This is a genomic window from Alkalicoccus saliphilus, from assembly GCF_003044065.1.
Taxonomy (GTDB): Bacteria; Bacillota; Bacilli; order Bacillales; family Salisediminibacteriaceae; genus Alkalicoccus; species Alkalicoccus saliphilus.
Genome location: NZ_PZJJ01000010.1, coordinates 43,044 through 68,183, shown reverse-complemented (window position 1 = coordinate 68,183; position 25,140 = coordinate 43,044). Strand labels below are relative to the sequence as shown.

The window sequence follows — 25,140 nt, the reverse complement described above, 5'->3', positions numbered from 1 at the left end:
CTTTGTTCTGCAGACCTGACCAAAATCAGGGAAAGTCCTGATACCGCTTACAGCAGATGAAGTCTATACTTTAAACCAGTAGGAAAAGAAAAAGGGGGCCCTGGGATGGATAATAGTTTAATGCAGATGTTTATTTCTTATCGAGTGAGCAGAAATGATCAAATTTATTTGGAAGTGAACAGGGTCTCACTTACGGTAGATGATTTTATCAAGTTTTTGAAAGTAGAGGACTACGAGAAAATAGCGGGACGAATTATGAGTTTGGGTGTGATGATAAATAAAGAAACGATTCTTGCGTATTTGTCTGGAATCGCAGACTTGTATTATTCTCTGGCAAAGCCGAATCGAGGGGCCGCGCGGCAAACGGCCTGTTAACAGACCGTCCGCTGATCCGAAAGCTGAAAATGAACCTTCCGATACGATGGAAAGAATAAAAAAACTGCTCTGAGAGCTGCAAAATGTATCCACGCCCGGAATAATTCAAAAACTGAAGGAGTGAATGAAGATGGCAATGAAAATGGAAGAACTGGAATCAAGAAAGTTTTTACATATGTTAAGACTGGAAGAGAAGGTGGAAAAACTGGCAGAAAAGTTTGCCGGTACAGCGGAAGAAGTATCGCTTTACCGATTTGTCGGCCTCCTTCTATCCAATCAGGAAGTCCTAATGCTTCATAAAACAGGAGATGCCAGCGAACGGCTGATTCTTAAAAATGCTGTCGCTCGTATGAAGCTGAAGAGAATGGAACTGGCCGTCGAAAAACAGGTCAAAAACAGGGACATAAAAAAAGCAAACGACCTTCTTTCTGCCAGAAAGGGGCAGGAAGCAAAAGTGTCAGATCTCGCCCTTCACCTGAACGTTTCCGAAGAAGCGATTATGGAAGCAGCAGAACCTTTTATCTGCACCCAAAAACTCAAGCGCTTTTTTTCTGTAGAATAAAGAGTTTAAGGAGGTATTAACCAACAGACTGAAACCACAGAGAACGTATCGTCTCTGTGGTTTCAGTCTGTTTATAAGGTGTTTTTAAGCATAGGCAGCCGATTCCCTGCTTTCGCCTTCGTGGAACGCTTTCCGGGCGCGCCCTCTATCGCCCAGGAGTCGTCCCCTGCGGCTCCAGCAGGGAAACAATAAATAAAAGAAACAAGGTGATAGTACCTTTGTTGAACTGTACATTGGAGAACGGGACTGATCCCACCTCAGAACAAGGAATAAATATCTTCTAGAAGAAGGGCGCTTCCCCCTTAAGAGAAGATATACAAGTTCATGCATGGCCTGGGAGATTTCTGACAGAATGCACCTCAATGTAAAATGGTGCTTAATGGAAAATTTATTTAATGAAAGGAAATTCTTGTTCAATTCATCTTGAGGGGGCTGAAAACCTCACTTACAATGAAGAAAGAGGGGCGCATGTATAACGATGATAACAAAAGACCGCTGCATTCGTTATGGCACTATGTACAGCATTATTCACAGCCTTTGCGGGAGCGTTGTTAGCAACGGTTTTCGAGCTGCATCCTACGTGGATGGCCATGCTTCTGACAACAGCCGTGCTGTTTATAGTGGTGGAAGGAGCAGGAACCGTCGGGTGGGGATGACATACGGAAGATACGGCAGCGGCACTCTGGCATATAAATAATTTGTATTATCCAAAAGCCGGGTAGAACGTGTAGAACTTTACATAGAAACGTGATACGGGCTTCTCTTACTGGTCTCTTCCCTATATGATAAAGGGAACAACTTTTGTACTTGCAGGGAGGGATGCCGGATGACGCTTCGACGCCGTTTTCATATGCTTGTCTTTTTATTAGTGATGCTTCCGCTGCTTATTACGGGCTGGATTACATATGAGTTTTCTACTTCCATCTATCGTGGACAGATCAGTGAACATATGCTGGATACGCAGCATGCAATCGATTTGAATATTCGTTCGCTTATGCGGGAGGCCGAATCTTTCTCGGATTACATGGTGACGTCCGATCCCATGATGGCCCAGTTAACAACATCGGAATGGGAATCTTCGATGCAGCGCGTCCAGAATGAAAACACCCTCTCCCAGATGGCTTTCAGTTATGAATGGACCCAGGATTTTCATATCCTCCGTCCCGGCGAAGAACCTCTTTATTTTTTGGAACCTCCGGAATCCCGCTTTTACCACCTTGAGGAATCTTCTTTTCTTGCGTCTGTCCGCGAAGCCAGAGGCAGAAACACGTGGATCGGGCCTTCCCATCCTTCCATTGCTGATTCAGAGCAGGCTTATTTTACGATGGGAAGAAGTGTCATTCACCCACAGTCACTCAGGGAACTCGGCCAGTTTTTTTTATTTATCAATCCTGAAGTGCTGGAAGCGGCAGATTCTCTGGGGACCAACAGTGAAACCGACTGGAGCATCATCACCGGTGACGGCGGCATTGTGTATGAAACGAACCCGGATATTCTCCGCGGCTCTGCAGCTGGACTCCCTCAGGAGCAGAATGCAGGAACTTACTTTGATGCGGACGGGAGAGAGTATTTATTCACAGCTTCCAAAACCGCACAGGACTGGACGCTTGTCTCTTTCAAGAGTGTGGAGAGCATGAATGAGATTCTGCAGCCGGCACGATGGTTTACACTCGGTATCGTCACTGGACTGCTCGTACTGCTGTTTCTTTTCCATAAGCTGTTCTCCCAGAGGCTTCTGCATTTCTTTCAGCAGCTGCGGCAGTCGATGTCCAAAGCTTCTACGGGAGATCTTGAAGTGCAGATGGGAGCTTATCGTGAATCAGAGTTCACGACGCTTGCTTCCGGGTTTAACCACATGGTGATGGATCTTCGCTCGACGATCCGTCAGGTCGAACAGGAGCAGAGCCAGAAACAGGACGCCCAGTTTCAAGTACTTCAGCATCAGATCAACCCACATTTTTTATATAACACACTGGATTCCGTGAATGCTCTGACCAGCCTTCAAAAAATAGAAGAAGCGCAGCATCTTGTCACGAATCTCGGACGGCTGTTACGGATCAGTCTAAAAGGTCCCTATGAAATCCCACTGGATGAAGAGCTTCGGCATGTGCGAAGCTATTTGGAAATTCAGCGCGTCCGTCATGTCCAGTCCTTTGATTATCATATTGAAGCCGAGGCAGAAACTGCCCTCCCGGTACTGAAATTAATCCTGCAGCCTCTGGTTGAAAACGCCATAGAGCACGGCCGTTCTGCTCCGGATTTATTCATTACCGTACGAACCAAACAGATCGACGGTGCGCTTCACATAACGTTGCATGATAACGGTCCCGGCTTTTCAGAAGAAGTTCTTCTCGCCTTGAACAGCGGCCGTATGGTGCCCGGAGATGGTTTTGGTGTGAGGAATGTGCACGAACGGCTTCATTTGTTTTATCAAAATCAGAGCGGACTGATCATCTGCTCCGAGCCGGGAAACACAACCATACGATTACTACTTCCAGAAAAGAGGGATGAGCATGTACCGGGTAATGCTGATTGATGATGAACCTCTGCTACTGCAGAGTCTAAAAGAAACCTTTCCCTGGAGCGAGTATTATTGTGAAGTGACAGCTACTGCAAGTAATGGGAGGGAAGCACTGCACGCTTTTGAGGAAGCAGCACCGGATATTGTCGTCACAGACATAAAAATGCCGGATATGGATGGTATCTCTTTTTTAAAAGAGGTGCTTCAGCAGCGGTCGGTGGATGAAATCATCGTGTTAAGCGGATACGATGATTTTAAGTTTGTACGTGATGCATTGAAGTATAAAGCGTTTCACTATTTGTTGAAGCCTCTGGATCGTGCAGAGCTTGGAGAAACACTCCTTCAGGCAGCCGCATCTCTGGAAGAAAAGCGGAAAACGAACAAACGATTTTGGAAAGAAGAACTGATTCAGGCAGCTACACAGCACAAACAGGAAGTGACTCTCCCTTTCTCCAGCTTTTCTTTGTTTTACTTAACTGTTAAAGAAGGAAAGGATATTTCCTGGAAGGAAAAATCAGATACTTCCGGTATTTGTTTTTCGTACCCGCTAGGCCCGGGAACAGTGCTTTTAATTTGTGCCGGGGATGGTGTGCCTTTTTTAGAGGAAGAGCTTTCTAAGTATGAGAATGCCTTGAAAAAGGGTGCCTGGAGCAGCCCTGCTTCTCCTTCTCAGCTGGCAGAAGCACTGGATGAAGTCTATATGTATGCAGCAAGCGCGGAGTACATGGATGAAACGATCATTACACCGGCATCCTATAGTGCGTTTCAGGAAATCGAACCGGTTTCCCTGCAGGCGGTCCGGCAGGCAAAGACATGGATTGACCATCATTTAAGCGAACCTCTTCGAAGTGAAGAAACTGCCCGTCATGTGGGACTGAGTCCGAGTTACTTCAGCACTGTATTTAAACAGACGATGCATATCTCCTTTTCCGATTATGTAAAACAAAGACGAATGGAGAAAGCAGAGCAGCTTTTACGGGAGACGAACAAACCTGCTTATGAGATTGCACTTCTCGTCGGCTATGAAGATCAGCGCTATTTCAGCCAGATTTTCCGCAGGCATTTTCATATGACCCCGAGCGCTTACCGGCGGGAGCATCAGTCGACGTGATCTGATACGTAAAACCCTTTAATGATTTTCATTAACAGGGTTTTTTATTTCTTCATGACAGCGCTTTCGTAAAATATTCCACATAAATCGAATGATCCTCTCATTCAGAAAGCGCTTACGATTCTATATAGTTATAAACAAGGAGGGATTTACAATATGAAAAAATCCATGTACTTACTATCCTGCACGCCATTTTTACTGCTGGCAGCATGCGGAGAAAATGAAGAAGCCGCAAGCGGTGAAAACGGCGGGAACGGGGACAAAGCCGTTGTTGAATTTTTTCAGGTGAAGCCTGAAGGAGTGGATACATTCGATACGCTGATCGACCAATTTGAAGAAGAACACCCGGATATTGAAATCGATCAAAATACCGTCCCGGACGGGATGACTGTTCTCACGACACGATTCTCCACCGGCGATATTCCAGACATTTTTATCACGTATCCTGTAGAAGAAGACTACATTCTGCGGGCTTCCAATGATTATCTTCTGGATATGACCGACGAAGAGTTTATTGAGCAGCTGAACCCGGAAATTCAGGACCGGTACCTTGAAGATGGACGGATGTACGGCGCCGCTTTATCGCTGAATGCAAACGGCGTTTTATACCATAAACCAACGTTTGAGGAGCATGGCATTGATACTCCTGAAACGTGGGACGAATTTACGGCCGCTTTTGAAACATTGGATGCTGCCGGTGAAACACCGCTTATTATGGGCAACCAAAACGTCGACCAGACGTCGATTTTTAACTTAAACTTTATTGCTCAGCAGTTTGACCCGGATTACTGGGAGCGTTTTAACAATGGGGAAGAGACTGTAACGGAATCCGGCGAGTGGCGTGAAGCCTCCGAGAAAATGCTGGAGATTATTCAATATGCGCAGAATGATCATATGGGAACGGACACGGATCAGGCGAACCAGATGTTTGCCAACGGGGACGGCGCCATGTACTTCATGGGAGCGTGGGTTCTTCCAACACTCCGCGGCATGAACGAAAACTTTGACGAAGAATTCGGATACTTCCCGTTTCCACAGACAAATGAACCGGAAGAGAACGTGACGATCTCCGGGGTCGACGTCGGCCTGTCGGTCGCAGCAGATTCCGAGCATCCCGAAGAAGCGCTTGCCTTTGTTGAATTCCTCATTGATGAGGCAGATCAATTTGCCGAAATGGATGGCTCCTTCAGTGCCGTTGAAGGTGTGGATGTACAGGATCCAGTACTGGAAGGACTTGCCCCTCACGTAGAAAACAATCAGGTGGCCAACTGGCCGAACCATTACTGGGAAGGCGGCACCGCTGCAGAGGCGGACTTCCGGTCCCACAGCCAGAACTTCTTTATTCATGAAGACATCGATCAATACCTGAATGACCTCGAAGCCATGTTTGAGAGCTATCGAAAAGAAAACTAATGTCTGGAAGCGGAGGGCACGGGCCCTCCTCCTTCCTGATGTACTGGAGGAATTGAGATGCAGAATAGTGCCTATAAATCCCTGCGGAAGGGTTACCTAATACTTCTGCTTCCCGGCCTTCTTCTTCTTGCTTTGTTTTATGTATACCCTGTATTAAGCGCTCTTTACATGAGTATGACGAATTGGGACGGTGTAAGCAGAAGTCACGACTTTGTCGGCCTGGTGAATTACGGTGCGGCCCTTACTGACCCCCGTTTTCTGAATGCACTCAGCTTTACGCTGCAGTATGCCTTTGTTTCCACGATTCTTTCCAATATCGTCGCGCTCAGCATCGCTCTGGTTCTTGTAAAAAAAATCAAGTTCCGCAACTTTTTCCGGGCCGTTTTTTTCTTCCCGGCAGTGTTGAGCATGTTGATTATTGGATACATATGGCAGCAGATCTTTTACCATGTCGTTCCTTACTTTGCGGAACGGCTGAATATCGAAGCCCTGCAGACGAACATGCTCGGAAATCAGGATCTTGCCTTCTGGGCGCTTATTATTGTGACGGTGTGGCAGGCTTCTGCAATTCTGGTCGTCATTTATATGGCCGGGCTGCAGACAGTACCAGAAGACGTGTATGAATCTGCTGCGATTGACGGTGCGAGTGGGTGGAAGCGGTTCTCGCGTATTACGCTGCCTTTGATTGTTCCATCGATTACCATCTGCGTGATTCTGGCAATGAAACAGCATTTGATGGTATATGACTATATTATTGCCCTGACAGACGGCGGTCCTGGTTTTGCTACAGAGTCGGTGACACTCCTTATCTACAACCTCGGCTTCTTAAACAACCAGTTCGGCTACGGTACAGCTGTTGCCCTGATGCTGTTTGTATTTATCATCGTTATTTCCATCATTCAAATCAATATACTGCGTAAGAAGGAGGTGCAGTTATAATGACGTTTTCCTGGAACCGAATCGGTATCTATGGCTTTATTCTGGCCGGCTCCGTGATCATTTTATTTCCGCTTTACTTAACGCTGACCACAGCTTTTAAGACGCCGGAGGAATCCGCTGAATCACTGCTTGGCCTTCCTTCTTCTCTGCATATTGAGAATTTTGTCCGTGCAGCAGAAATGAGCAATTACTTCAGTGCCTTTTTCAACTCGCTGCTCATTACCGTCGTCTCTGTCACTTTTATTATTCTTCTCGGATCCATCGCTTCTTTTGCGATTGCAAGGAACCAGCATTCTGTCTTTTACCGCGTGATGTATTATTTCTTTGTCAGCGGCCTTTTCGTTCCTTTTCAAGTTATGATGCTTCCTCTTGTACAGCAGCTAAGTGCCGTAGGCATGATGAATAAATGGGGGCTGATTATGCTGTATGCCACATACGGCCTCTTCCAATGCGTCTTTTTGTACGTTGCTTATTTCCGGTCTATTCCGCGGGAAGTGGAAGATGCAGCGTTAATTGACGGGTGTGGTGTTTTCCGAATGTTCTGGTACATTATATTCCCTATGTTAAAACCGATGACCATTACGCTGATCGTGTTAAACATTATTTGGATCTGGAACGACTTTCTCATGCCGCTCGTCATTTTAAATAACGCGGCTGATTGGACGCTGCCTCTGATGCAGTATGTATTCGAATCGCAGTATGCCGCTGATTACAACCTTGCTTTCGCCTCCTACCTGATGGTGCTTGCGCCGGTTATTGCGGTCTACCTTTTCCTTCAGCGCCATATTATCGGCGGCGTGTCCGATGGTGCGGTCAAATAATCAACTTAGGAGTGTTCTCAATGACGACATTTACCTCTGCGAAAGCAGACCAGTGGATAAAAGACACCTTTCCCGGCCTTCCGCCTCAGCCGCTTCGGCCGGCACATCATGTCAGTGCTCCCGTCGGCTGGATAAATGATCCGAACGGACTCGTATTCTTCCGGGGAGAATATCACGTATTTTATCAATATTATCCTTATGACACAGAATGGGGACCGATGCACTGGGGGCATGCCAAAAGCCCTGACCTGCTTCACTGGGAGCATCTTCCTGTCGCTCTCGTGCCTGAACATGACTACGAAGCAGGCGGTTGTTTTTCCGGGAGCGCCGTCGTGAAAGATGACACATTGTACTTGTTTTATACCGGACACAATGAAGACAACTCCCCGAAAGAAGTGCAGTGCGGCGCCTATTCGACGGATGGCATCCAATTTACGAAAATGACCCAGAATCCTATTATTTCCTCCCCTCCAAAAGGGGCGTCAGAAGATTTCCGTGACCCGAAAGTGATTTATAAAAACGGAAAATGGCTCCTCGTTATCGGCACTTCATTCGATGACCTTGGCTCTGCCGTTTACTATTCCTCACAGGATTTAACCAGCTGGACATACGAGGGCGTGCTTCTTCAGGGAACCAGCGGCGAAGGAACGATGTGGGAATGCGTAGACTTCTTTGAACTCGATGGGAAAGACGTTCTGCTGTCTTCACCAATGGGTGTCCCCGGCTCCAAAACGAAGTGGCGCACGGGCCGGTTTGAATCCGGAACTTTTCATGTCGAAGAAGAAGGCGAGATAGATGACGGCCCTGATTTTTACGCCCCGCAGACGTTTTCTGATGACAAGGGACGACGCCTGATGATCGGCTGGATGAATATGTGGGAGCGGACGATGGCGGAAAAACCGGAGGGGTGGGCAGGGGCATTAACGATGCCGAGAGAATTGGGCGTAGTGAATGGCCACCTGATTCAGCAGCCCCCGGCAGAATGGGAAGCTGCCTCTGACACCCTCGCTGCTCCCGGGCCGGTCTGCCTCTTGGAAAAAACAGCTCATCCTGGCGATGAATGGACACTTCAAAACAGAGACAGCGTGCTGCACTTTTCCCTGCGTTCCGACTGCCTCCTAGTGGACCGGAGCAACATGGCACTTGGAGATCAGGACACAGTTTCCATCCCTGTTTCTATTTATGAAAAGGGCCTCGTCATTAACATGTACCTCGATCATTCCTGCATGGAAATCTTTTTTGATCAAGGCCGCTGCGCCAGTTTGCGTACGTACTTCTCTTCGCATGATTTCACTGCAGAAGGCGTAGATCAGATCCGGTCGTTAAAAAATATTTGATTCTTTAAGCGGACAGTCTCTCATCAGATGGGAGGCTGTCCGCTCTTTATGTGCAGAGAACCTGCCGTTTTTCTTTTTAATTTAAAGATGAGGCTTCCGGGCGAATTTCATAGTTTGCGTCTCTTAAGCGTCAGGGAAGATCGGACATGAAAAAGGAGTACCCCCAATGTCGAATATAGTGAGTGCAGAACAAATGAATTCGAAGGAGGGTAAAGAACATTTTGCGCCTGCCTGTGTCAGAGAACATTCTATGGGGGGGCAGTTTTTGATCAGAAATATCAAACATTCAAATTTCTAAAGTTGCTAATTATAAAAGTAGTTGCGTTATTGAATTATTGTATAATTTTCAATCAGTTGAGCAATGCGTATAAAGCACATAAAATAACCGCTAAAATATTGAGAAATACTGAACACTGGATTTAATTATTGTCCGTTAGACAAAATTTCTTTTGTTTAATGGGGGAGATTAAAAGAAAGTTATAGAATAAGAAAATTAAGGAAAAATAAATAACAGCATCACCCCTATCAAAAACGATGATGTTTGATATAGGTGAGAAAAAATATAAATCTCCTGTTACTTCTACTGATATTTTGCAGTGATTTTAACTGTTATCCTGCACGTAAAACTGTGTGTTGATTAACGAACGTTCGGAACAAGTTTTACGACATTTACGAACGTTATTTTATGTTCTTGTTGAGGTTTTGAGGTGGTTCGTAAACGTGTACTTTTTTGAACGGCAGGTGTTTATATTAATAATGGTATTAATGTAAATATCTAATAAAAAAGTTCATTAATAGTAAGGGACGGATTATATGTTATAATTTAGGGTGTGTTTAAATATGAAGGGGGACTTGTTTGTGCCAAACGTAGTTTTTTTTGGTTTTAAAGAATTGGATAGAGAAACGGTATTAACTATAAAAGGGCGAGCAGTAAACTCTCGTTATGCTAATTTAAACTTTCGAGTTAGAGACTTATTGAAGCGCTGGGATACAACAGATAGGTCTGTGATTAGACAAGCAATTTCAAAAAAGCTAACTGGCACTTCACGTACCATTGTATTTGTAGGGGAAGAAACACACAAAAGTTATTGGGTACCTCAAGAAGTTCAAATGACTTTAGATGCGGAGAAGCCAGTTTATGCTATGAGGATAAGCGGGACTAAGGGTAAAATTCCAGATATTCTAACTTCTAATGGTATTCACGTTTATGAGTGGAGTGAAGCAAAGCTTCAAGAATTGGCTACAAGGTAAAAATTGTGATTGATAAGTATGTTTTTAACTAGAAACTTAATATCTACTACTTATGTAGAAGAACTCAACTTGTGTTTAAGAATCATCTAAAAAATTAACAAAAAACACTTCACTTAAAGCGTGAAAGTGTTTTTTTGTTATAACGTAGTATATAAAAATCATATTGGTAAAGAGGATAGTGATTTAAGCATATTTGAGTTCTATTAATCCTCTCTCAAATCCTCTATAATGCTTTCTAATTCTTGATAGCTTTCTTCCCTTTCTTTAAGTTTTTCTAAAATGAAGTTAAGATTGTTTTTGGTGGTGGCCACTTCCATTTTTTCATATTGCATGCTTAATATTTGCCCTGCTACATCATTAGCTAGCACCCAATCCTTATTTAAAGAAGCTAACTCTAATAAAGAAGCCAAAACCCAATAATTTTTTGATTCTATTCCTCCTTGTCTCTCTAAAGCAAATTGAACAAGAGGCTTTAATTTATTAAACTTTTCTTTAGAGGTTTCCTTGTTTTCTATAAACAGCAATGTTAAGGCATTAATGCCTGGATAGTAATCTCGTGGATCCTCTTCAAAACCTTTGTAATAGTACTCAATTGCTTTATTTAAAGCGCCATCTGCTGCTCGATCATTTTCTGAATTCTTTTCTTCGTAATAACGATCCTTATATATTCTACCTAAAATACCTAATGTTTCCGAAGAAGCACCATAATTATCTATTATAGAATTTAATATTCTAATCGCCTTACTTCGGTCTTCGTTTTTATTCCTACGATTCAAAGCTAAAGAAAGTTGTTCCTTTACTTTGATACTTTCTCCTACACGCGAAGGTAAAGACTCAGCTAACCGAATCATGTCATCCCAGCTCTCAACACTTCTGTATGACATCAAAAGATCATATAGTAATTCATATGAGGAAGAATCAAAATGACCCACGCTCTCTTCAATTTCATTAATCTTCTCTATTAGTTGTGGGTCATTGGAATGTCTTAGATCAGCTAATTTTTCATGCAAACTTTCAATTTTAAATAGGTTTTCTCTGAAAGATTCGGCTTGTTTATAATCTAAATTAATTCCTGGGAATCCATTTATTAACTGAAAGAGTGGACTATCAGGGGGGCCTTCTTCTAAAGCTTCGCTTAATCTACTACTAATTTCACTTATCAATCTATCTTTCTCACTTTCTTCCAATTGCCCTTTTTTTAGAGTATATGGTATAGCTCTCAATGGACTTATATCAAAGGGGAGAGAAGTTTCTTTTGAAAAAATTAGGATAGTAGATTTTGGACGTGCAGTATGTCTAATGCCTAATTCGTAAAAAACGTTTGGATTCGCTAAAGTTAAATCCGCAATTACAATATCGGATAATAATAGTCGTTCATACATAGGGCCATGTATGAATCCACCTCTGGTTTCTTCGTCAGCTCTAATGTAATCAAGTTCTCTAGGATTATTCTTAATTGCTGGAACTATAGCATTGTTGTAAATATCATTAAAATCGATAGTAACGCGATTATCCTTTTTCTTGCCGAAAGGCATCGCTATGAAAGTTAAAGGCTTTAATGGCATAAATGTTAACTCCTTCCTAACTAAATTTGTAAATGTATTAATTCCTTAATTAGAAAAATTTTCTATCTCACCTTCAAAGTATCATATTCTCGTTACCTAGCCAATATTTTAATTAGAATCATATTTAAACTCTACAAAACGTAGCTAGTTTAATAGATTCTAAATTACTAAAGTAATTATCAAAAAGTTTTCTATTCAGTTTTAAAAACAAACCTATCATAAAGGTTAACATAATCTAATGTTATCGGAAGCTGCATAAATAGAAAAGGAGTGTTGGTGCGATTTGATCGCATCGACTCTCCTTTTTCAATTGTAAAGTATCCTTGCAGAAACTCTTTATTACATGATAGTCCGAAGGTGGATATGAGACGTGGATGGGCAGCAACGAGAAATGCAATTCATACTTCTACGGGGACAGCGGAAGCCGTCGGAAAAATTTTACCAGAATTAAAAGGCGTTGTTGATGGAACATCGTTGCGAATACCCATGCAAGTGAGGCAATTCTAGAGTTTTACGCCAATTTAGCAAGGAAAGTAACAATTGAAGAAGGGGATGCAACCATGAAAAAAGCTGCAACTTCCTCATTTGAATACTCGGAAAACTGCTGGTTTCCTCAGATGTTATTGGCACTTCAACAGGAGGTATTTATGATGCGACCTTAACGGATATCGTTGGAAATGGGGATAAACAGCTCGTGAAAATTGTTTCTTGGTACAACAACGAAAATGGATTTGGGTCAGATCTGATTCTTTTGGCTGAACATTTAGCTAAATTCATTAAATAAACGTTAAGTGAAGTAATACGATTTGAATCTTTTAAAAAGAATGATGAGAAAATATACATTACATAGAAACAGGCAGATAGCGAAATGGCACTATCTGCCTGTTAAGACGTTAATAAACTTCAATTTGCCCCATCATGCCATTATCTTCATGTTCCAAAATGTGGCAGTGGAAAACGAATACCCCTTTTTCCGGGAAAGTGACAAGGAGTTTTACCCGTTCGCCGGGTTCAACCAATACGCTGTCTTTTAAGCCCTGTTCATTCGGTTCCACTTCTTCACCATCACGGGAAATGATTTTGAATTGGGTGCCGTGAATATGGAAGGGATGAATCATGCCGCCCATCATATCGGGTCTGTTGTAAACTTCCCACACTTCCGTAACGCCTTGTTCCTGGCGGAAGTCGATGCGTTCCATGTCGAATTTCTTTCCATTGATCGTCACCATATCCGCCATGCCAAACAACTCAATTTCCTTCGATACTGGCATTGCAGTTTCCTGTTCGGTCAGGAAGGGCTCGTCGGATGTCCACATGTTGGCGGTGTCCGCCGGAGAATCTTCAAGAGCCAGATCAAACGGGAGCAATGCAGTCCCTTCGTCATTGATGATGGCAAGAGATTCTTCTTCAGTCATCGTTGAAAAATCGATGAGAATTTCTGCACGCTCCGAAGCGGCTAAAGTCAGGGTGTCGGTTTCAACTGGTTCATCCAGCAATCCGCCATCAGAAGCGATTTGCGTGAAGTTCGCGCCATTGCTCAACTGGAACGTGTAATTTCGCGCATTGGCTCCATTCAACAAACGAAAGCGCATGACGGATTTGGTGACGGTCAATTTTGGGTTTATAGTGCCGTTGACGATAGAAATATCGCCTAATGTTCCGTCCTGGTTCATCAGTCTGTCGTAATTCAATTGTTTGTTTTCATCAAACAGGCGATCCTGGAAAATGAGCGGGATGTCATCAACGCCATATTCATCGGGAAGTTCCGAATCAGAGCCGGACTCCTCTCCAATGAGCAACATCCCGGACAGTCCTTCGAAAACTTGTTCAGCGGTCGAGCCGTGGACATGTGGATGATACCAAAGCGTGGCGGCTGGCTGATCAACTTCCAATGTAATGATCTGGCTGTCGCCGGGCTGGATTTCACCGTGTGGACCTCCGTCGATTTCACCGGGAACTTCCAGGCCGTGCCAATGAAAGGTGGTCGGTTCATCCAAATCATTTGTGATTTTGACATCCACACTTTCGCCTTTTTCAAGCTTAAGTGTAGGGCCAAGTAAATCGCCGTTATAGCCATAGGTGTCGGTCGAAATGCCCTTGAAAAATTCAGTCGATCCTTGCTGGGCGGTAACTTCATAATCAAAATCCTGGCCTTGCTGCCTTTCTAATACAGGAGGAATCGACAGCTCATTGATTCCTTCAGAGGCTGCGAGGAGGGGGATATTTCCGTGGTTCATCATGCCGCCCATACCGCCCATACCGCCCATACCTCTCTCATTATTGCCGTCTTCTTGGTTGTCGCCGCCCATGCGGCCCATGTTGCCATTATCCATCGGGGAGCCTCCGGTATTTTCATTGTCGCTGCAGCCAATTAAGATGAAGCTGAGAGCGAATGAGCCTAACAGAACCTTTTTCATTGTTTGTCGCTTCCTTCCATCAATTATTTTGTGGAGACTGAAGAATAATAACTTTCGAGTCTTCAAGTCTTAAAACAGTATTCCCTTTCCAAGAAGTTCTTGCAACTGTGCTTCCTTTATTCTCGCATAGAGATGTGTATTTTCTATGAAACTTAATAAGAAAGTGAAATCGCTACTTTCATCCCACCATTATCATCAACCAAGAATTGACTGCGTTCCAGCCAAACTATAAGTGCAGAACAAGAAGATATTCATCAGCAATCTTCCAGATACGCTGGCGCATTCGCCGATGCTGAAACAGATATACTGGAAGAGATCACTGAAACAATTACGGAATTTTCCGGAGAAAAACTTTATATTGTGGATACGGAAGGTGCTGTTATTAGTAATTCAGGGGTGTCCGAATTCCCAGTGGGTTCCTTTATTTCGGAAGAGGAAAGAGATGCTTTATCTAGGGGCGATGCGATTGAGTGTGCCGGCACCAGAAAATCGTTTTCTCATCTCAGGGCAGCCGATTTACAGAGAGGAAGCGTTTTATGGCGGGGTATATGTGTTATCCTCAGTGGATCACATGTACGAGTCCTTACAGCAGGTTCGGCAGATGTTAATATTGTCCAGCGTGGGGACTTTCTGCCTGGCGCTGGGTTGTACTTTAATTTTGTCGCGGAAGCTCTCCAAGCCGCTGGTGCAGATGGAACAAGCGACACACAACATTGCACGGGGAAATTTAGAAGCGCGGGTGCCGGTGATCACAGGCGATGAAGCTGGCTCCCTGGCGCAGGCCATTAATGATCTGACTGTAAATTTAAAAATGTACTGGGATTCGAGAAGCGAGTTTTTCGCAAATGTCTCCCACGAATTAAGAACGCCGATCACGTATTTAGAAGGATACGCAAAAATTTTAGGAGAGAAATTATTTCAAAGTGAGGAAGAGAAGCAGCAGTACTTAAAGATTATTCAACAGGAGTCAGGACGTCTCACCCTTCTCATTCATGATTTGTTTGAGCTCTAGAAAATGGAAGAAGGAAAGTTCAGTCTGCATAAGAAATGGATAGACCTGCAGGAAGTCGTGGAGAATATTCACCCGCAGATAGAGTTAAAAGCGAAAAAAAGGTTTGGATTTTCAATTGGTAATTGAAGAAAATCTTCCATTGTTTTATGGGGATGGTCTGAGGCTGGAACAGATTATGAGCAATCTCTTAGACAATGCGATTTGTTATACAACGCAGGGAACTATTTATATGCGTATAAACAGCAGAGAACAAAAAGAAATTATTATTACAGTAAATAACACGGGACCAGGAATATCTGAAGAAGAGCTTCCCTATATATTTGAATGCTTCTATCGCGTAGAAAAATCGAGATCGCAGGAACACGGAGGCACTGGATTGGGTCTTGCTATCGTGAAACAATTAGCAGAGCTCTATGGGAGAACGATCGAAGTTTACAGTAAAGCAGAAAACGGAACCTGCTTTAAAGTGAGATTGCCTGTATTAGAAGGGCCGGGAAAGGGATCAGGGGAAGAAGGATGAAAAAGATAGAATGGATCATTGCAGCAGCTTTGGTCGTTATTGGGCTGTCCTGTTTAACCATGTTTGCGAACTGGCTGGGAAACTCTTGTTCTCTTCTACCTGACGGCAGTGCCCGTCATAATAGCGGCGATTCTCTACTTTCTCTTTAAAAAGAAAACAAAAATAGATATAAATAACCATTTGTGGAAACAACGTATGAGCAAGAATGAAAAATAGTCTGCGATTGGAGCAGAGAGCGGGAGTATGATCAGTATGAGTAAGCAGCAAAAAAGATGGATGATGTTAGCTGGCATTATTTTGATCGTCATTTTATATTTCTTTTTTCCGCCTTTTCGAGGATTTGTTCAACGTGCGGTCTCTATTATTTCAGAAGGCGAAACGGAACAGCTGCAGCTGTTTATTCAGTCCTACGGCGTATTTGGTCCTTTGATTTCTACATTTTTAATGATACTCGCAGTCATTGTAGCTCCAATTCCTACGTTTATTATCACTTTTACAAACGGGCTTTCTTACGGTGTATTACTTGGGGGTCTTCTTTCCTGGGGGAGTGCTTTAATAGGGGCAGCTGTCTGTTACTATCTGGCGCACTATTTCGGAAGGCCGTTGGTAGTAAAGCTGGTGCCGCGGAGACCTCTTGACTGGGCAGATACGTTTTTTCAAAAGTACGGAATGTATGCCGTGATTCTCAGCAGAGTGGTGCCGGTAGTTTCTTACGGCGCAGCGAGCTATGCAGCAGGACTTACGAAAATTAAAATTTTTCCTTATATGGTCGGCACAGCAATAGGACAGACGCCCGGTACGTTTCTCTTTTCTTACATCGGGGCGCATTCGACGAATTCCTATATGTTTATTTTCTGGCTGTTCAGTGCGATTATTGTCTTCGGTGTATTAGCTGGAATCACGAAAAACATCATCTCCCAGCAGAACATGCGTAAAAAATGAAGCTATATTAGTATAAACACCAGTGGAATTTAATAAAGATTGATGGGGGATCATCTGATGCAATTGCAATGAAGATTTATTAACTATTTTATACGATAAAACAAGGTGGAATTAAACCAACGAAAAAGAAGTAATTGATGATCAAGGCTCCGATATTGAATAAAGTTGAAAATAAAAGGCGCTACTTTAATTCCCGCCTTGGGTCTCTTAGAACTTGTTCAACTTTCATTTGATAGACAGTACTTGAATGATCTTGACATAACCACCTACTTTCGTAGTTCAAAAGTAGGTGATTAAGTTTTATGTTAGATAGGAAAGGGTGTGAAATACATTGTGGAATTTTTTGAGTATTGGTTTATGTTTCCTGTATCGATCCTCATAGCGGCGATTGCAACTGCTAGTGGTATCGGAGGCTCTGTCTTTTTTTCTCCCATATTTATAATTATACTAGGGATACACCCTTTTACAGCTATAGGAGCGGCAATAATAACGGAAGTATTTGGCTTTGGGTCAGGGATGTACGGATATATTAGAGCACGACTGGTTGATTATGCACTTGCGAAAAACCTATTATATTTTGCAATTCCGGCTGGGATCCTGGGTGCTCTTATTTCTGGGTTCGTCCCAGATTTATGGTTGGAAATAACTTTTGCTATAGGAATTCTATTTGTAGGCTGGCAAATTTATTTATCATATCGCAAAGATAAAAAAAGAGTTCTATTTGGCAACAAAATAATCGCAGAAGACTTTGAATCAAAGCTAACCGACCGCCAAGGAAATATATACCTTTATACGATATGCGCGCCAAAACTAGCTCGATTTTTTTCTCTCATTGGTGGTATGTTTTATGGAATGATCTCTGTGGGACTTGCAGAATTGCAAGAGTATCAATTGATTGTCAAGTGCAGGCTACCTACACGGGTTGCGGTAGCAACAGCTATTTTTCTAGTAGCAATAACGGCATTAACAGCATCGATTGTTCGTGTTCTTTTCTACGTCCAATCTACAGATTTTGAATCCTTAGAGTTGATTAGTCAAATTGTGATATTTACAGCTCCAGGTGTGTTGATCGGAGGTCAAGTGGGTCCCCTGTTGCAACAAAAAATTCAACCAGATCTTATGAAATTATTTATCTCCGTGCTTTTGGTTGGAGTAGGAGGATTTATGATCATTAACCTTATGATATTTTAGTTTCGGGTTTCTTTCTGATCAAACGAGGAGGTTCTAAAGAAGAATTCTACAGACTAGTGTGCCGGGCATGTCTGGCGCCATGGTGCTAATTCTAATTTTTCCCTTTAAAAAATTGAAGTTATACCTGCTTCATTAAAAGTCTTCGGTCAAAGACTCAACTGTAATTATTTGTTACTTTTCATTGCTTACTTAACATAATCCAACTTAGTAGAAGTTATTTAAGATATGAAAAATTAAATAGAGAACCAAAAGAATGCATACCTTCCTTCCATTTCAATGTTATATTGTCGATGGACGGGTGCTTGATCATTTACTGCTATTGTATCTTATATCGGGCATTCGTCCGTGACGGAACAACTTGAAGACTATTTCGACCTGTTATCCAAGAGGCCTACAATGGCTGAAAAAATATGTTAAATAAATTGATTCGCGTTCAAAATGGCTACGAGAATCTTTATTTTTAGTCATCTTTTCAAAGCTAATCGAAGAAAGAGAAAGAGATACTTTCGTAGGATTTACCATAGGCGATGCTCTAGACTCAGGAAAATAAAGTAGCGGCCAAATGATCGTATGAGAATGTTGCCAAAAACAAGAAATATAACATTTCCAATTAGAATCGGTCGAATATTGTCGAATCATTTTTACATACTCTTCTTTATTTAAGAGAGTCGTAACACATAAAAGCTAGAAATGCTTCTGATAGTAGTTTATCAAACATTAAAAACCCATTCTTCATGAGTATAATTACTCTCTACAGAATGGGTTCTTCCTATTTACATCGTAACATTTTATCTTTCAAAAGTTTGAATGATCAATTATATAGGAGTTAACTCCTCGTTATTATCAGCAAAAATTACAAACACCTATTTGACAAGTACCACTCATGAATTACGTTCTTTATTTCTTAAACTAAGCTACATCTTTACAAGCTTCTGCACATTTGAAACATGCCTCGGCACACTTTTGACAATGATCGTGATCATGTTTTTTACACTCATTTCCACAAGCTTCACAAATGGTCGCACAAACGGCTGCTAATTCTTTTATAAAGGGACTATTTCTAGAAATAGCTTGTTCGAGATAGCCGCAAATATCCGCGCACTCTCTATCTAAACGAATACACTCAGCCATCATTTTAACGTCGTCTTCTTGTAAGCATGCATCAAAACAATGGTTACATTCAGTCATACAGTCGTGCAGAGCATGTAAAAGATCGGTATGATTTTCATGAGCCATTCAAAACGCCTCCTTTATATGTTGTTACATAGATTCTGTTTCCTTATTCCTTATTGGATAAACTTCTATATTTTTTATGTTTAAATTGATTATTATTAACATAATCCAATATTATTAGAAGCTATATAAGTTGAGCAAAAGCTTCCGAAACTTCCAAAACGGGAATAGGAAAGAAAAAACCCGTGGAAGGTGGAGGCATCATGGATAGGCAACGTGAACTCGAGGAAGTCCAGGAAGCGATGCGACAGGCGAAAGACCGCCGGATGTTTGAACGGTACCAGGCCGTTTATTTGTTTTTAAGCGGCTATAAACGGTATGAGATTGCACAGATTCTCGATCGCCATGCAGAAACGGTGGGCATTTACATTGCGACCTATCAAAAGAACGGGCTCTCTGGGCTCGCTATCGGGCATTCCTCCGGAAAACCACCGAAATTGTCGCCGACCCAAAAAGCGGTGCTGGTCGAAACGATTTCTACCAAGGTTCCCGCAGATGTTGGGTTTCCGGCCCGGTATAACTGGACGCTCGCGCTGGCCGTCGCCTTTGTACAGAACGAATGGGGCATTTCGTATTCGCTGCGCGGCATGTCTACGGTGCTTCATCACTTGGGGTTGAGTTATACCCGGCCGACCTACACCCTGGAAAAAGCAGATCCGGAAAAACAGCGAACGTTCCGAGAAGACACCTTCCCGAAGCTAAAAAAAAATTATTGAATGAAGAAATAGCTCACCTGCTTTTTGAAGATGAATCGATGATCCGCGATTATCAAGCCATCCAACGGACCTGGTTCCTAAAAGGCAGGCAGCGAATCATTCCGACGTTCGGCAAACACAAAGGCGTCAAATTGCTTGGTATATTGAATTACGAAACGGGAGATATCCTCTGCACCGAGGAAGAACGATATGATGCCGGCGTGTTTCTGGCATTTCTGCACAAAGTACTGGCGTATTACCCTGCCGGGAAGATCGTGATGATCCTGGATAATGCCCGCATTCATCATGCCAAACTCCTGCATCCGTTTCTCCAGGCGAATCGGAGTCGCCTGGAACTCGTCTTCCTGCCAGCCTACAGCCCCCAGCTAAATCTCATGGAAGGTTTATGGAAATGGTTAAAAGAATCGGTGATTCATAACGTCTTCTTTCCGAATGTCCAAAAGATTACGTTAAAAGTACGAGAATTCATCCGCGATATCAGCCACAGGCAGGAAGAGATCATCGATCGTCTTTGTGTGCGCCTATAAATCGGATTCATATATTCAACTTATATATTTAAGATAAAAGAAATTAAATCTAGAACCAAAAGAAGGGATACAATACCTCCATTCCATAGTTCTTGATCTTCGGCTGGTGAGCAAAAAACTGCTTACCTATTCTTCCTATCCGTAGTGAAAAAGAGCTCTCGTAACTGAAAAATAACAGATTCTTTTCGTTTTAGAAATTTCAGAGAGGGAATAATTCCGGCAAGTTGCTAGTTAACCTACAATATTTGAAAATGAGATGAGAAAAGATGAAGGAATTCAGATTGAGAGAACAGGCGCCCGACTGTACCCTCCCCTCCGTCAGTGGGAAAACCTATCGTCTTCAGGAAGATATGCAGGAACGCGGCGGATGGAGGTACATCATTTATTTCCGAGGTTCCTGGTGACCATTGTGCAAAAAAGATATGGAGGATATTAAAGAGAACGAAAGCTATTTCACGAAAAATAATATTTATTTTACCACTGTCTCTTCGGACAGTTTGGAAAATTTTAAAGCTTGGCAGAAGGAAAACCAGTTTCCTCTTCCAATGCTTGCCGATGAAGAGTACAAGATTCTGGAAGATTATGGCGTGTATTATCATGACGATGAAAGAAGCCCCAATGAAGATGAAGGAAAGCATGTGGAACCTGCAGTCTTTCTGCTCGATGAGAAAGGAAGAATCCTTTTTATGCAGAAGCAGTCGGGACCGTTTGGTAGACCGGATGCGAAGGCCCTCCGGAAAACAACAAAATATATCGAGCAACATTTAAAATAAACCAGCTTACACTCAACTGTTTGAAAAGCCCTTCTGTGTAATGAGAAAAGCGATGCCGGATGTTTCCGACATCGCTTTTTTAGGTGAAAAGAAAAAAGGGCTTTCGTGACCGCCCCCTTTTACGTTTTTTATTAGTAGATAAAATTAATCGCTGGAATCAATCGTATTGTAAGGAACATTACAGGCTCTTGAGTTGAAAAAGTGTAGTATAAAATGAAGGCTTGATAAAGTTGCAAAAAGAATAAAATGTGCTTTGGAAAAATTTTAATCGCTTTGTTTTTGCTAGCTGTTGTAAAATATCTCTTTAAAAACGGCTTCCTTGTATCAAGGGAGTCCGAGATACTCTTTTGTCTTATCAGCATCGACGGAAAAGTATCGGACTTTTTTCAGGAAGCCTTCTTTTTTCAGCTGACTGAGGACGGTACTTGTCGTTTCCCGGGTCGCTCCAATCATATGAGCGATATCCTGGTGCGTGAGTTTCATTTCAATCGACTGCCAGTTGTTTTTTCGGTGCCCGGTTTTTTCACTCAGCATCAACAATAAATAAAGGAGGCGGTGCTTTACGTCCCTTAAGGCAATTTTTTCGCTGAAACTGTAAAAATCCTTCAATCGGGAAGAAAGAATGTCGATTAATTTGAGAGCGATTTTTGGGTTCGCCTCTATAAAGTTTTCAAAATCGTTATGGCTGAGGAGGCATAAGTACGTATCGGTCATGGCTTCCGCATAAATTTGATCATCCGTTAAGGTGACGGAGCCCGTTTCACCGAAAATATTCCCGTCAACTAGAATATCCATTGTGAACTGCTTTCCCTCTTCGTTCATCTGGTACAAGCGGACCTGGCCCTGCTTCAATAAAAAGAGGGCTTCCATAGGATGGTCCGGAGAGACGATGACGGTCCCTTTTTTCACGGGTCTCATTTCACTCATCTTATCGATCGTCATCAGTTCCTCTTTGGAAAGTTCATCAAACAGGCTGATGTGTGAAAGCATTGTCAATTTATCCATGGGATCATCCCCCCTGATTTTATCAAGCTAATAATAACATAAAGGAGCAGAAAATGATTACTTTATATACAATAGACGGCTGTTCGGTCTGTGAACAGGCCAGACAACATTTAACCCAGCAGACAATTTCATTTAAGGAACGAAATATTCTGCATACGCCTGAAGCACAGAAAGAGTTAAAAGAATTGATCGGAGAAGTTTATGCACCGGTGTTGAAAAGTGAGAAAGGAATCTACAGAGAGTTGGATATCTTGAATTATATGAAGCAGGAAGTTTAATGGTATCAACACCTCCTCCAGTCAAGGTATAATAAAAACGAAAAACCGCACGAAAAGACGGGGCTGTCCCATAAGTCGATATATTATCGACGGGACAGCCCTTTTTTATGTATAGAAGAAATTTATAGAAGGAAAAAGAAAAAAATCGCCGAACCTGTGTGTGTAAGCGACAAAACCAACACCACCAGGAGGCGATTTTTTATGAGCAGCCAAACGGCTACTTTCCAAGAGTATACCATGGGACAGCTGGTCCTGCCTATGGATTTCAGCGATTTGATCCCGGACGATCACGTGGCCCGGGTGATCCACACCTTTGTGGAGGCGGTGGACAACGACCTCTTCTTCGCCCCGTACGAAGGCGGCGGACGCCCGGCCTACCAACCGAAAATGATGACGAAAATCGTCCTCTACGCCTACACACAGAAATGGTATTCCTGCCGGCAGATCGCCCGCTCTCTCCGGGAGAATCTCCCGATGATGTGGCTGGCCGCCCGGCAGGAACCGGATTTCCGCACGATCAACCGGTTCCGTTCGGAACGGATGCAGGACATCCTTACGCCGCTGTTCACCCGCCTCGTCGAACTGCTGCTGGACGAACAGTATATCTCGATGGACACCTATTTTCTCGACGGGACCAAAATCGAAGCGAACGCCAACCGGTATACGTTCGTCTGGCGTAAATCAGTCGAAAAGCACGAAGCCCGGCTCCAGGAGAAGCTGACCGGCCTCCTTGCCCACATTGAAGCCACCATCGAAGCCGATGCCTCCGAGGCCGGGGAAACCCCGGAGCGCGTGTCCCCGCAGAAAGTCCGGGAAGCCGCCGAGGCCGTGGAACACGAGATGCACCAGGCGGAAGCAGAGTGGAAAGTGGAACCGGACCGGCTGGTCCGAAAAGAAAAGCGGGCGGTCTTTCAGCACGTACGAAAAATCCACCGGACCCTCAGCCGCGACTACCTGCCGCGGCTGGAACGGTATGAAAGCCAGCTCGCCACCTTCGGCCACCGGAACAGTTTTTCCAAAACCGATCCCGATGCCACGTTTATGCGCCTGAAGGAAGATCATATGGAAAACGGCCAGCTGAAACCGGGCTACAACGTGCAGATGGGTACGGAAAACCAGTTTGTGCTCGGCTATTCGGTGCATCAGCGCCCAACCGATACCCGCTGCCTGATCCCGCACCTGGAGCTTCTCCGCTCCCGGTCCCTGCCGTTTCCCAAGCAGCTCGCGGCGGATGCCGGCTATGGCAGTGAACCAAACTATACGTATCTCCTGGAAGAGGCGCCCCTCCAGGCAGAGCACCCGTTTTTGATTCCTTACAACACCCTGGCTGCCGAAACGAAACCCTCGTTTACGAAACGGATCGACAAGATCCAGAACTGGGACTACGACGAAACGAACGACTGGTTCCTTTGTCCGAACAACCGGCGGGTCACGTTCCGGGGCTACACCAGCCGGACCGATGCCGCCGGCTACCGCCGGGATTTTAAACGCTACGAAAGCGAGGACTGTTCGGATTGTCCGATCAAAGCCTTCTGTACGAAAGCGGAAGGAAACCGGCAGGTGTTCTGGAACCCGACCTACGAAGAAGAAAAAGCCAAAGCCAGAGCCTTCCTTTGGTCTCCTGAAGGCGCAGCGACCTACGCGAAACGAAAAGTCGAGGTCGAAAGCGTGTTCGGGCAGATCAAGGGCAATCGGTCGTTCCGCCGCTTTCACCTCCGCGGCCTCGAGAAGGTCACCCTGGAGGTCGGGCTGCTTGCCGCAGCCCACAACCTCCTGAAAGTGGCCGGAGGCCGCTCGGCTTTCCGCTGTTTTTTTGTCTTTTTCTCTTTTTATTCCAAAAAAAGCGGTACCTGACACATCCGGCACCGCTTTTTTTTGTTTCAGAAAGGGCTTTTGAGACAGCCCCGTTTTTTTTTGCCTCCTTATTTAAAAAAGGGGGCCAAGCATTCATCTGTCTGATGCAGCTATTTCGTATTTTCGGCAGATAACACTCTCTACAAAATTTGTACCTGTTCCATCAATCTCGAGATATAACTTCTCCTGTATAAAAACTGTCAACTTGTTTTTAAACTGAAAGTTTTCTCCTCGTTAACACTCTCTCTTCTTTGCAAAATGTTAACAACGATAGCGACGATAAAAGCGAAAAGCAGGTGAGTGACAAGACTCATCAACTGGGCGGGAGCAAAGGCCTGTCCTAGCATGGTGCCCATTCCGAGCATCAAAGGCATAATCAGCAAGGGTCCGACAATCCAAATCCCGATTCCGAAAACAACAGCGGCGGCCCACAGGTTACGAATGAAAGAAGTCAGAAAAACGAACGAGATACCGAATACAACGCTGATGACCATATGAACGAACCATCCGACAACGACACTTTCACTACCGATCATTGCAGCGACCATGCCGATCATTCCCTGCATCTGCATCATCATACCAAAAAGAATACCGCCAATAATTCCACCAAAAATTCCATAAGAAATGGCCTTTGCTCCTGGGAGTTTCACTTTCCTCACGCTCCTTTGCTTATTAGTATCTCTAGTATAGAGGAAATACTAATATGTTTCTGTAAGGTCGCTTACACTATTCTGCTGCCAATCCAAGACAAAGTTTCATGTGATTGCAGAAATAATA

General features: G+C 43.6%; 25 protein-coding genes. 20 read left to right on the top strand and 5 right to left on the bottom strand.

Going from position 1 to position 25,140, the window contains the following annotated elements:
* Window positions 1-105 precede the first annotated feature (105 nt).
* The 10 genes from C6Y45_RS07935 to C6Y45_RS07895 all read left to right on the top strand — a co-directional run bounded on the left by C6Y45_RS07935 (window position 106) and on the right by C6Y45_RS07895 (window position 10,330).
* Window positions 106-375 carry a hypothetical protein gene (locus C6Y45_RS07935; RefSeq protein WP_107584699.1) on the top strand — a complete coding sequence of 90 codons (270 nt, stop codon included), beginning with the start codon at window positions 106-108 and terminating at the stop codon, window positions 373-375.
* A gap of 130 nt (window positions 376-505) precedes the next feature.
* The gene (locus tag C6Y45_RS07930; protein WP_107584698.1) at window positions 506-937 is read left to right on the top strand and encodes a hypothetical protein; all 432 of its coding nucleotides are present in this window, start codon (window positions 506-508) and stop codon (window positions 935-937) included.
* Between the two features lie 506 nt (window positions 938-1,443).
* Window positions 1,444-1,593 (top strand): hypothetical protein, encoded by a 150-nt coding sequence (locus tag C6Y45_RS17470; RefSeq protein ID WP_160058239.1) that lies wholly within the window; start codon window positions 1,444-1,446, stop codon window positions 1,591-1,593.
* Between the two features lie 170 nt (window positions 1,594-1,763).
* Window positions 1,764-3,473, top strand: coding sequence for a sensor histidine kinase (locus tag C6Y45_RS07925; RefSeq protein ID WP_107584697.1), 1,710 nt, complete (start codon window positions 1,764-1,766; stop codon window positions 3,471-3,473).
* The gene (locus C6Y45_RS07920) at window positions 3,451-4,569 is read left to right on the top strand and encodes a response regulator transcription factor (protein WP_160058237.1); all 1,119 of its coding nucleotides are present in this window, start codon (window positions 3,451-3,453) and stop codon (window positions 4,567-4,569) included. Before C6Y45_RS07925 ends, C6Y45_RS07920 begins: the two co-directional genes overlap by 23 nt.
* Window positions 4,570-4,725: 156 nt before the next feature.
* A complete protein-coding gene (locus C6Y45_RS07915) occupies window positions 4,726-5,982 on the top strand; it encodes an ABC transporter substrate-binding protein (protein ID WP_107584695.1) in 1,257 nt (418 codons plus the stop codon).
* 168 nt (window positions 5,983-6,150) lie between these two features.
* A complete protein-coding gene (locus C6Y45_RS07910) occupies window positions 6,151-6,921 on the top strand; it encodes a carbohydrate ABC transporter permease (RefSeq protein ID WP_160058235.1) in 771 nt (256 codons plus the stop codon).
* Window positions 6,921-7,742, top strand: a complete 822-nt coding sequence (locus C6Y45_RS07905; RefSeq protein ID WP_107584693.1) for a carbohydrate ABC transporter permease — start codon at window positions 6,921-6,923, stop codon at window positions 7,740-7,742. The genes C6Y45_RS07910 and C6Y45_RS07905 overlap by 1 nt, the downstream gene beginning before the upstream one ends.
* A gap of 20 nt (window positions 7,743-7,762) precedes the next feature.
* Entirely contained in the window at window positions 7,763-9,079 is a 1,317-nt protein-coding gene (locus C6Y45_RS07900) for a glycoside hydrolase family 32 protein (RefSeq protein WP_107584692.1), read from the top strand.
* Window positions 9,080-9,937: 858 nt separating this feature from the next.
* Complete coding sequence (locus tag C6Y45_RS07895; protein ID WP_107584739.1) at window positions 9,938-10,330, top strand: TIR domain-containing protein; 393 nt, start codon at window positions 9,938-9,940, stop codon at window positions 10,328-10,330.
* Window positions 10,331-10,533: 203 nt separating this feature from the next.
* Here C6Y45_RS07895 and C6Y45_RS07890 read toward each other — a convergent pair whose 3' ends face one another.
* Entirely contained in the window at window positions 10,534-11,895 is a 1,362-nt protein-coding gene (locus C6Y45_RS07890) for a TRAFs-binding domain-containing protein (RefSeq protein ID WP_107584691.1), read from the bottom strand.
* Between the two features lie 270 nt (window positions 11,896-12,165).
* On the opposite strand from C6Y45_RS07890, the gene C6Y45_RS18190 reads away from it, so the two are divergent.
* Window positions 12,166-12,402 (top strand): hypothetical protein, encoded by a 237-nt coding sequence (locus C6Y45_RS18190; protein ID WP_425427863.1) that lies wholly within the window; start codon window positions 12,166-12,168, stop codon window positions 12,400-12,402.
* Window positions 12,403-12,788: 386 nt separating this feature from the next.
* Here the strand turns inward: C6Y45_RS18190 and C6Y45_RS07880 are convergent, their stop codons facing one another.
* Entirely contained in the window at window positions 12,789-14,312 is a 1,524-nt protein-coding gene (locus tag C6Y45_RS07880) for a multicopper oxidase family protein (RefSeq protein ID WP_107584689.1), read from the bottom strand.
* A gap of 472 nt (window positions 14,313-14,784) precedes the next feature.
* Here C6Y45_RS07880 and C6Y45_RS07875 point away from each other — a divergent pair, with 472 nt between their 5' ends.
* From C6Y45_RS07875 to C6Y45_RS07860, 5 genes are all read left to right on the top strand, one after another.
* On the top strand, window positions 14,785-15,324 hold the full coding sequence (locus C6Y45_RS07875) for a histidine kinase dimerization/phospho-acceptor domain-containing protein (protein WP_245922616.1): 540 nt from the start codon (window positions 14,785-14,787) through the stop codon (window positions 15,322-15,324).
* Between the two features lie 3 nt (window positions 15,325-15,327).
* Window positions 15,328-15,450 carry a hypothetical protein gene (locus C6Y45_RS18095; protein WP_281260600.1) on the top strand — a complete coding sequence of 41 codons (123 nt, stop codon included), beginning with the start codon at window positions 15,328-15,330 and terminating at the stop codon, window positions 15,448-15,450.
* Window positions 15,440-15,844, top strand: a complete 405-nt coding sequence (locus C6Y45_RS07870) for a sensor histidine kinase (protein WP_107584687.1) — start codon at window positions 15,440-15,442, stop codon at window positions 15,842-15,844. Before C6Y45_RS18095 ends, C6Y45_RS07870 begins: the two co-directional genes overlap by 11 nt.
* A gap of 252 nt (window positions 15,845-16,096) precedes the next feature.
* Window positions 16,097-16,786: a TVP38/TMEM64 family protein gene (locus C6Y45_RS07865; protein WP_160058231.1), complete on the top strand. Its 690-nt coding sequence runs from the start codon at window positions 16,097-16,099 to the stop codon at window positions 16,784-16,786.
* 321 nt (window positions 16,787-17,107) lie between these two features.
* Window positions 17,108-17,977: a sulfite exporter TauE/SafE family protein gene (locus C6Y45_RS07860; RefSeq protein ID WP_107584685.1), complete on the top strand. Its 870-nt coding sequence runs from the start codon at window positions 17,108-17,110 to the stop codon at window positions 17,975-17,977.
* Between the two features lie 909 nt (window positions 17,978-18,886).
* Here the strand turns inward: C6Y45_RS07860 and C6Y45_RS07855 are convergent.
* Complete coding sequence (locus tag C6Y45_RS07855) at window positions 18,887-19,213, bottom strand: four-helix bundle copper-binding protein (RefSeq protein ID WP_107584684.1); 327 nt, start codon at window positions 19,211-19,213, stop codon at window positions 18,887-18,889.
* A 200-nt stretch (window positions 19,214-19,413) separates the two neighbouring features.
* Between C6Y45_RS07855 and C6Y45_RS07850 the strand changes: the two genes are divergently transcribed.
* Window positions 19,414-20,453 (top strand): IS630 family transposase gene (locus C6Y45_RS07850; RefSeq protein ID WP_281260599.1). Its coding sequence is split into 2 segments (ribosomal slippage): window positions 19,414-19,911 and window positions 19,914-20,453, totalling 1,038 coding nucleotides; the frame shifts between segments, so codons are not numbered across the junction.
* Between the two features lie 407 nt (window positions 20,454-20,860).
* On the top strand, window positions 20,861-21,226 hold the full coding sequence (locus tag C6Y45_RS07845) for a redoxin domain-containing protein (RefSeq protein ID WP_107584683.1): 366 nt from the start codon (window positions 20,861-20,863) through the stop codon (window positions 21,224-21,226).
* A gap of 324 nt (window positions 21,227-21,550) precedes the next feature.
* Here C6Y45_RS07845 and C6Y45_RS07840 read toward each other — a convergent pair whose 3' ends face one another.
* Window positions 21,551-22,231 (bottom strand): Crp/Fnr family transcriptional regulator, encoded by a 681-nt coding sequence (locus tag C6Y45_RS07840; RefSeq protein WP_107584682.1) that lies wholly within the window; start codon window positions 22,229-22,231, stop codon window positions 21,551-21,553.
* A 53-nt stretch (window positions 22,232-22,284) separates the two neighbouring features.
* On the opposite strand from C6Y45_RS07840, the gene C6Y45_RS07835 reads away from it, so the two are divergent.
* Window positions 22,285-22,509 carry a glutaredoxin family protein gene (locus tag C6Y45_RS07835; RefSeq protein WP_107584681.1) on the top strand — a complete coding sequence of 75 codons (225 nt, stop codon included), beginning with the start codon at window positions 22,285-22,287 and terminating at the stop codon, window positions 22,507-22,509.
* Window positions 22,510-22,710: 201 nt separating this feature from the next.
* Window positions 22,711-24,363 carry an IS1182 family transposase gene (locus tag C6Y45_RS07830; RefSeq protein WP_245922613.1) on the top strand — a complete coding sequence of 551 codons (1,653 nt, stop codon included), beginning with the start codon at window positions 22,711-22,713 and terminating at the stop codon, window positions 24,361-24,363.
* 200 nt (window positions 24,364-24,563) lie between these two features.
* On the opposite strand, the gene C6Y45_RS07825 is transcribed toward C6Y45_RS07830, so the two are convergent.
* A complete protein-coding gene (locus C6Y45_RS07825) occupies window positions 24,564-25,013 on the bottom strand; it encodes a hypothetical protein (protein ID WP_174703875.1) in 450 nt (149 codons plus the stop codon).
* Window positions 25,014-25,140 lie beyond the last annotated feature (127 nt).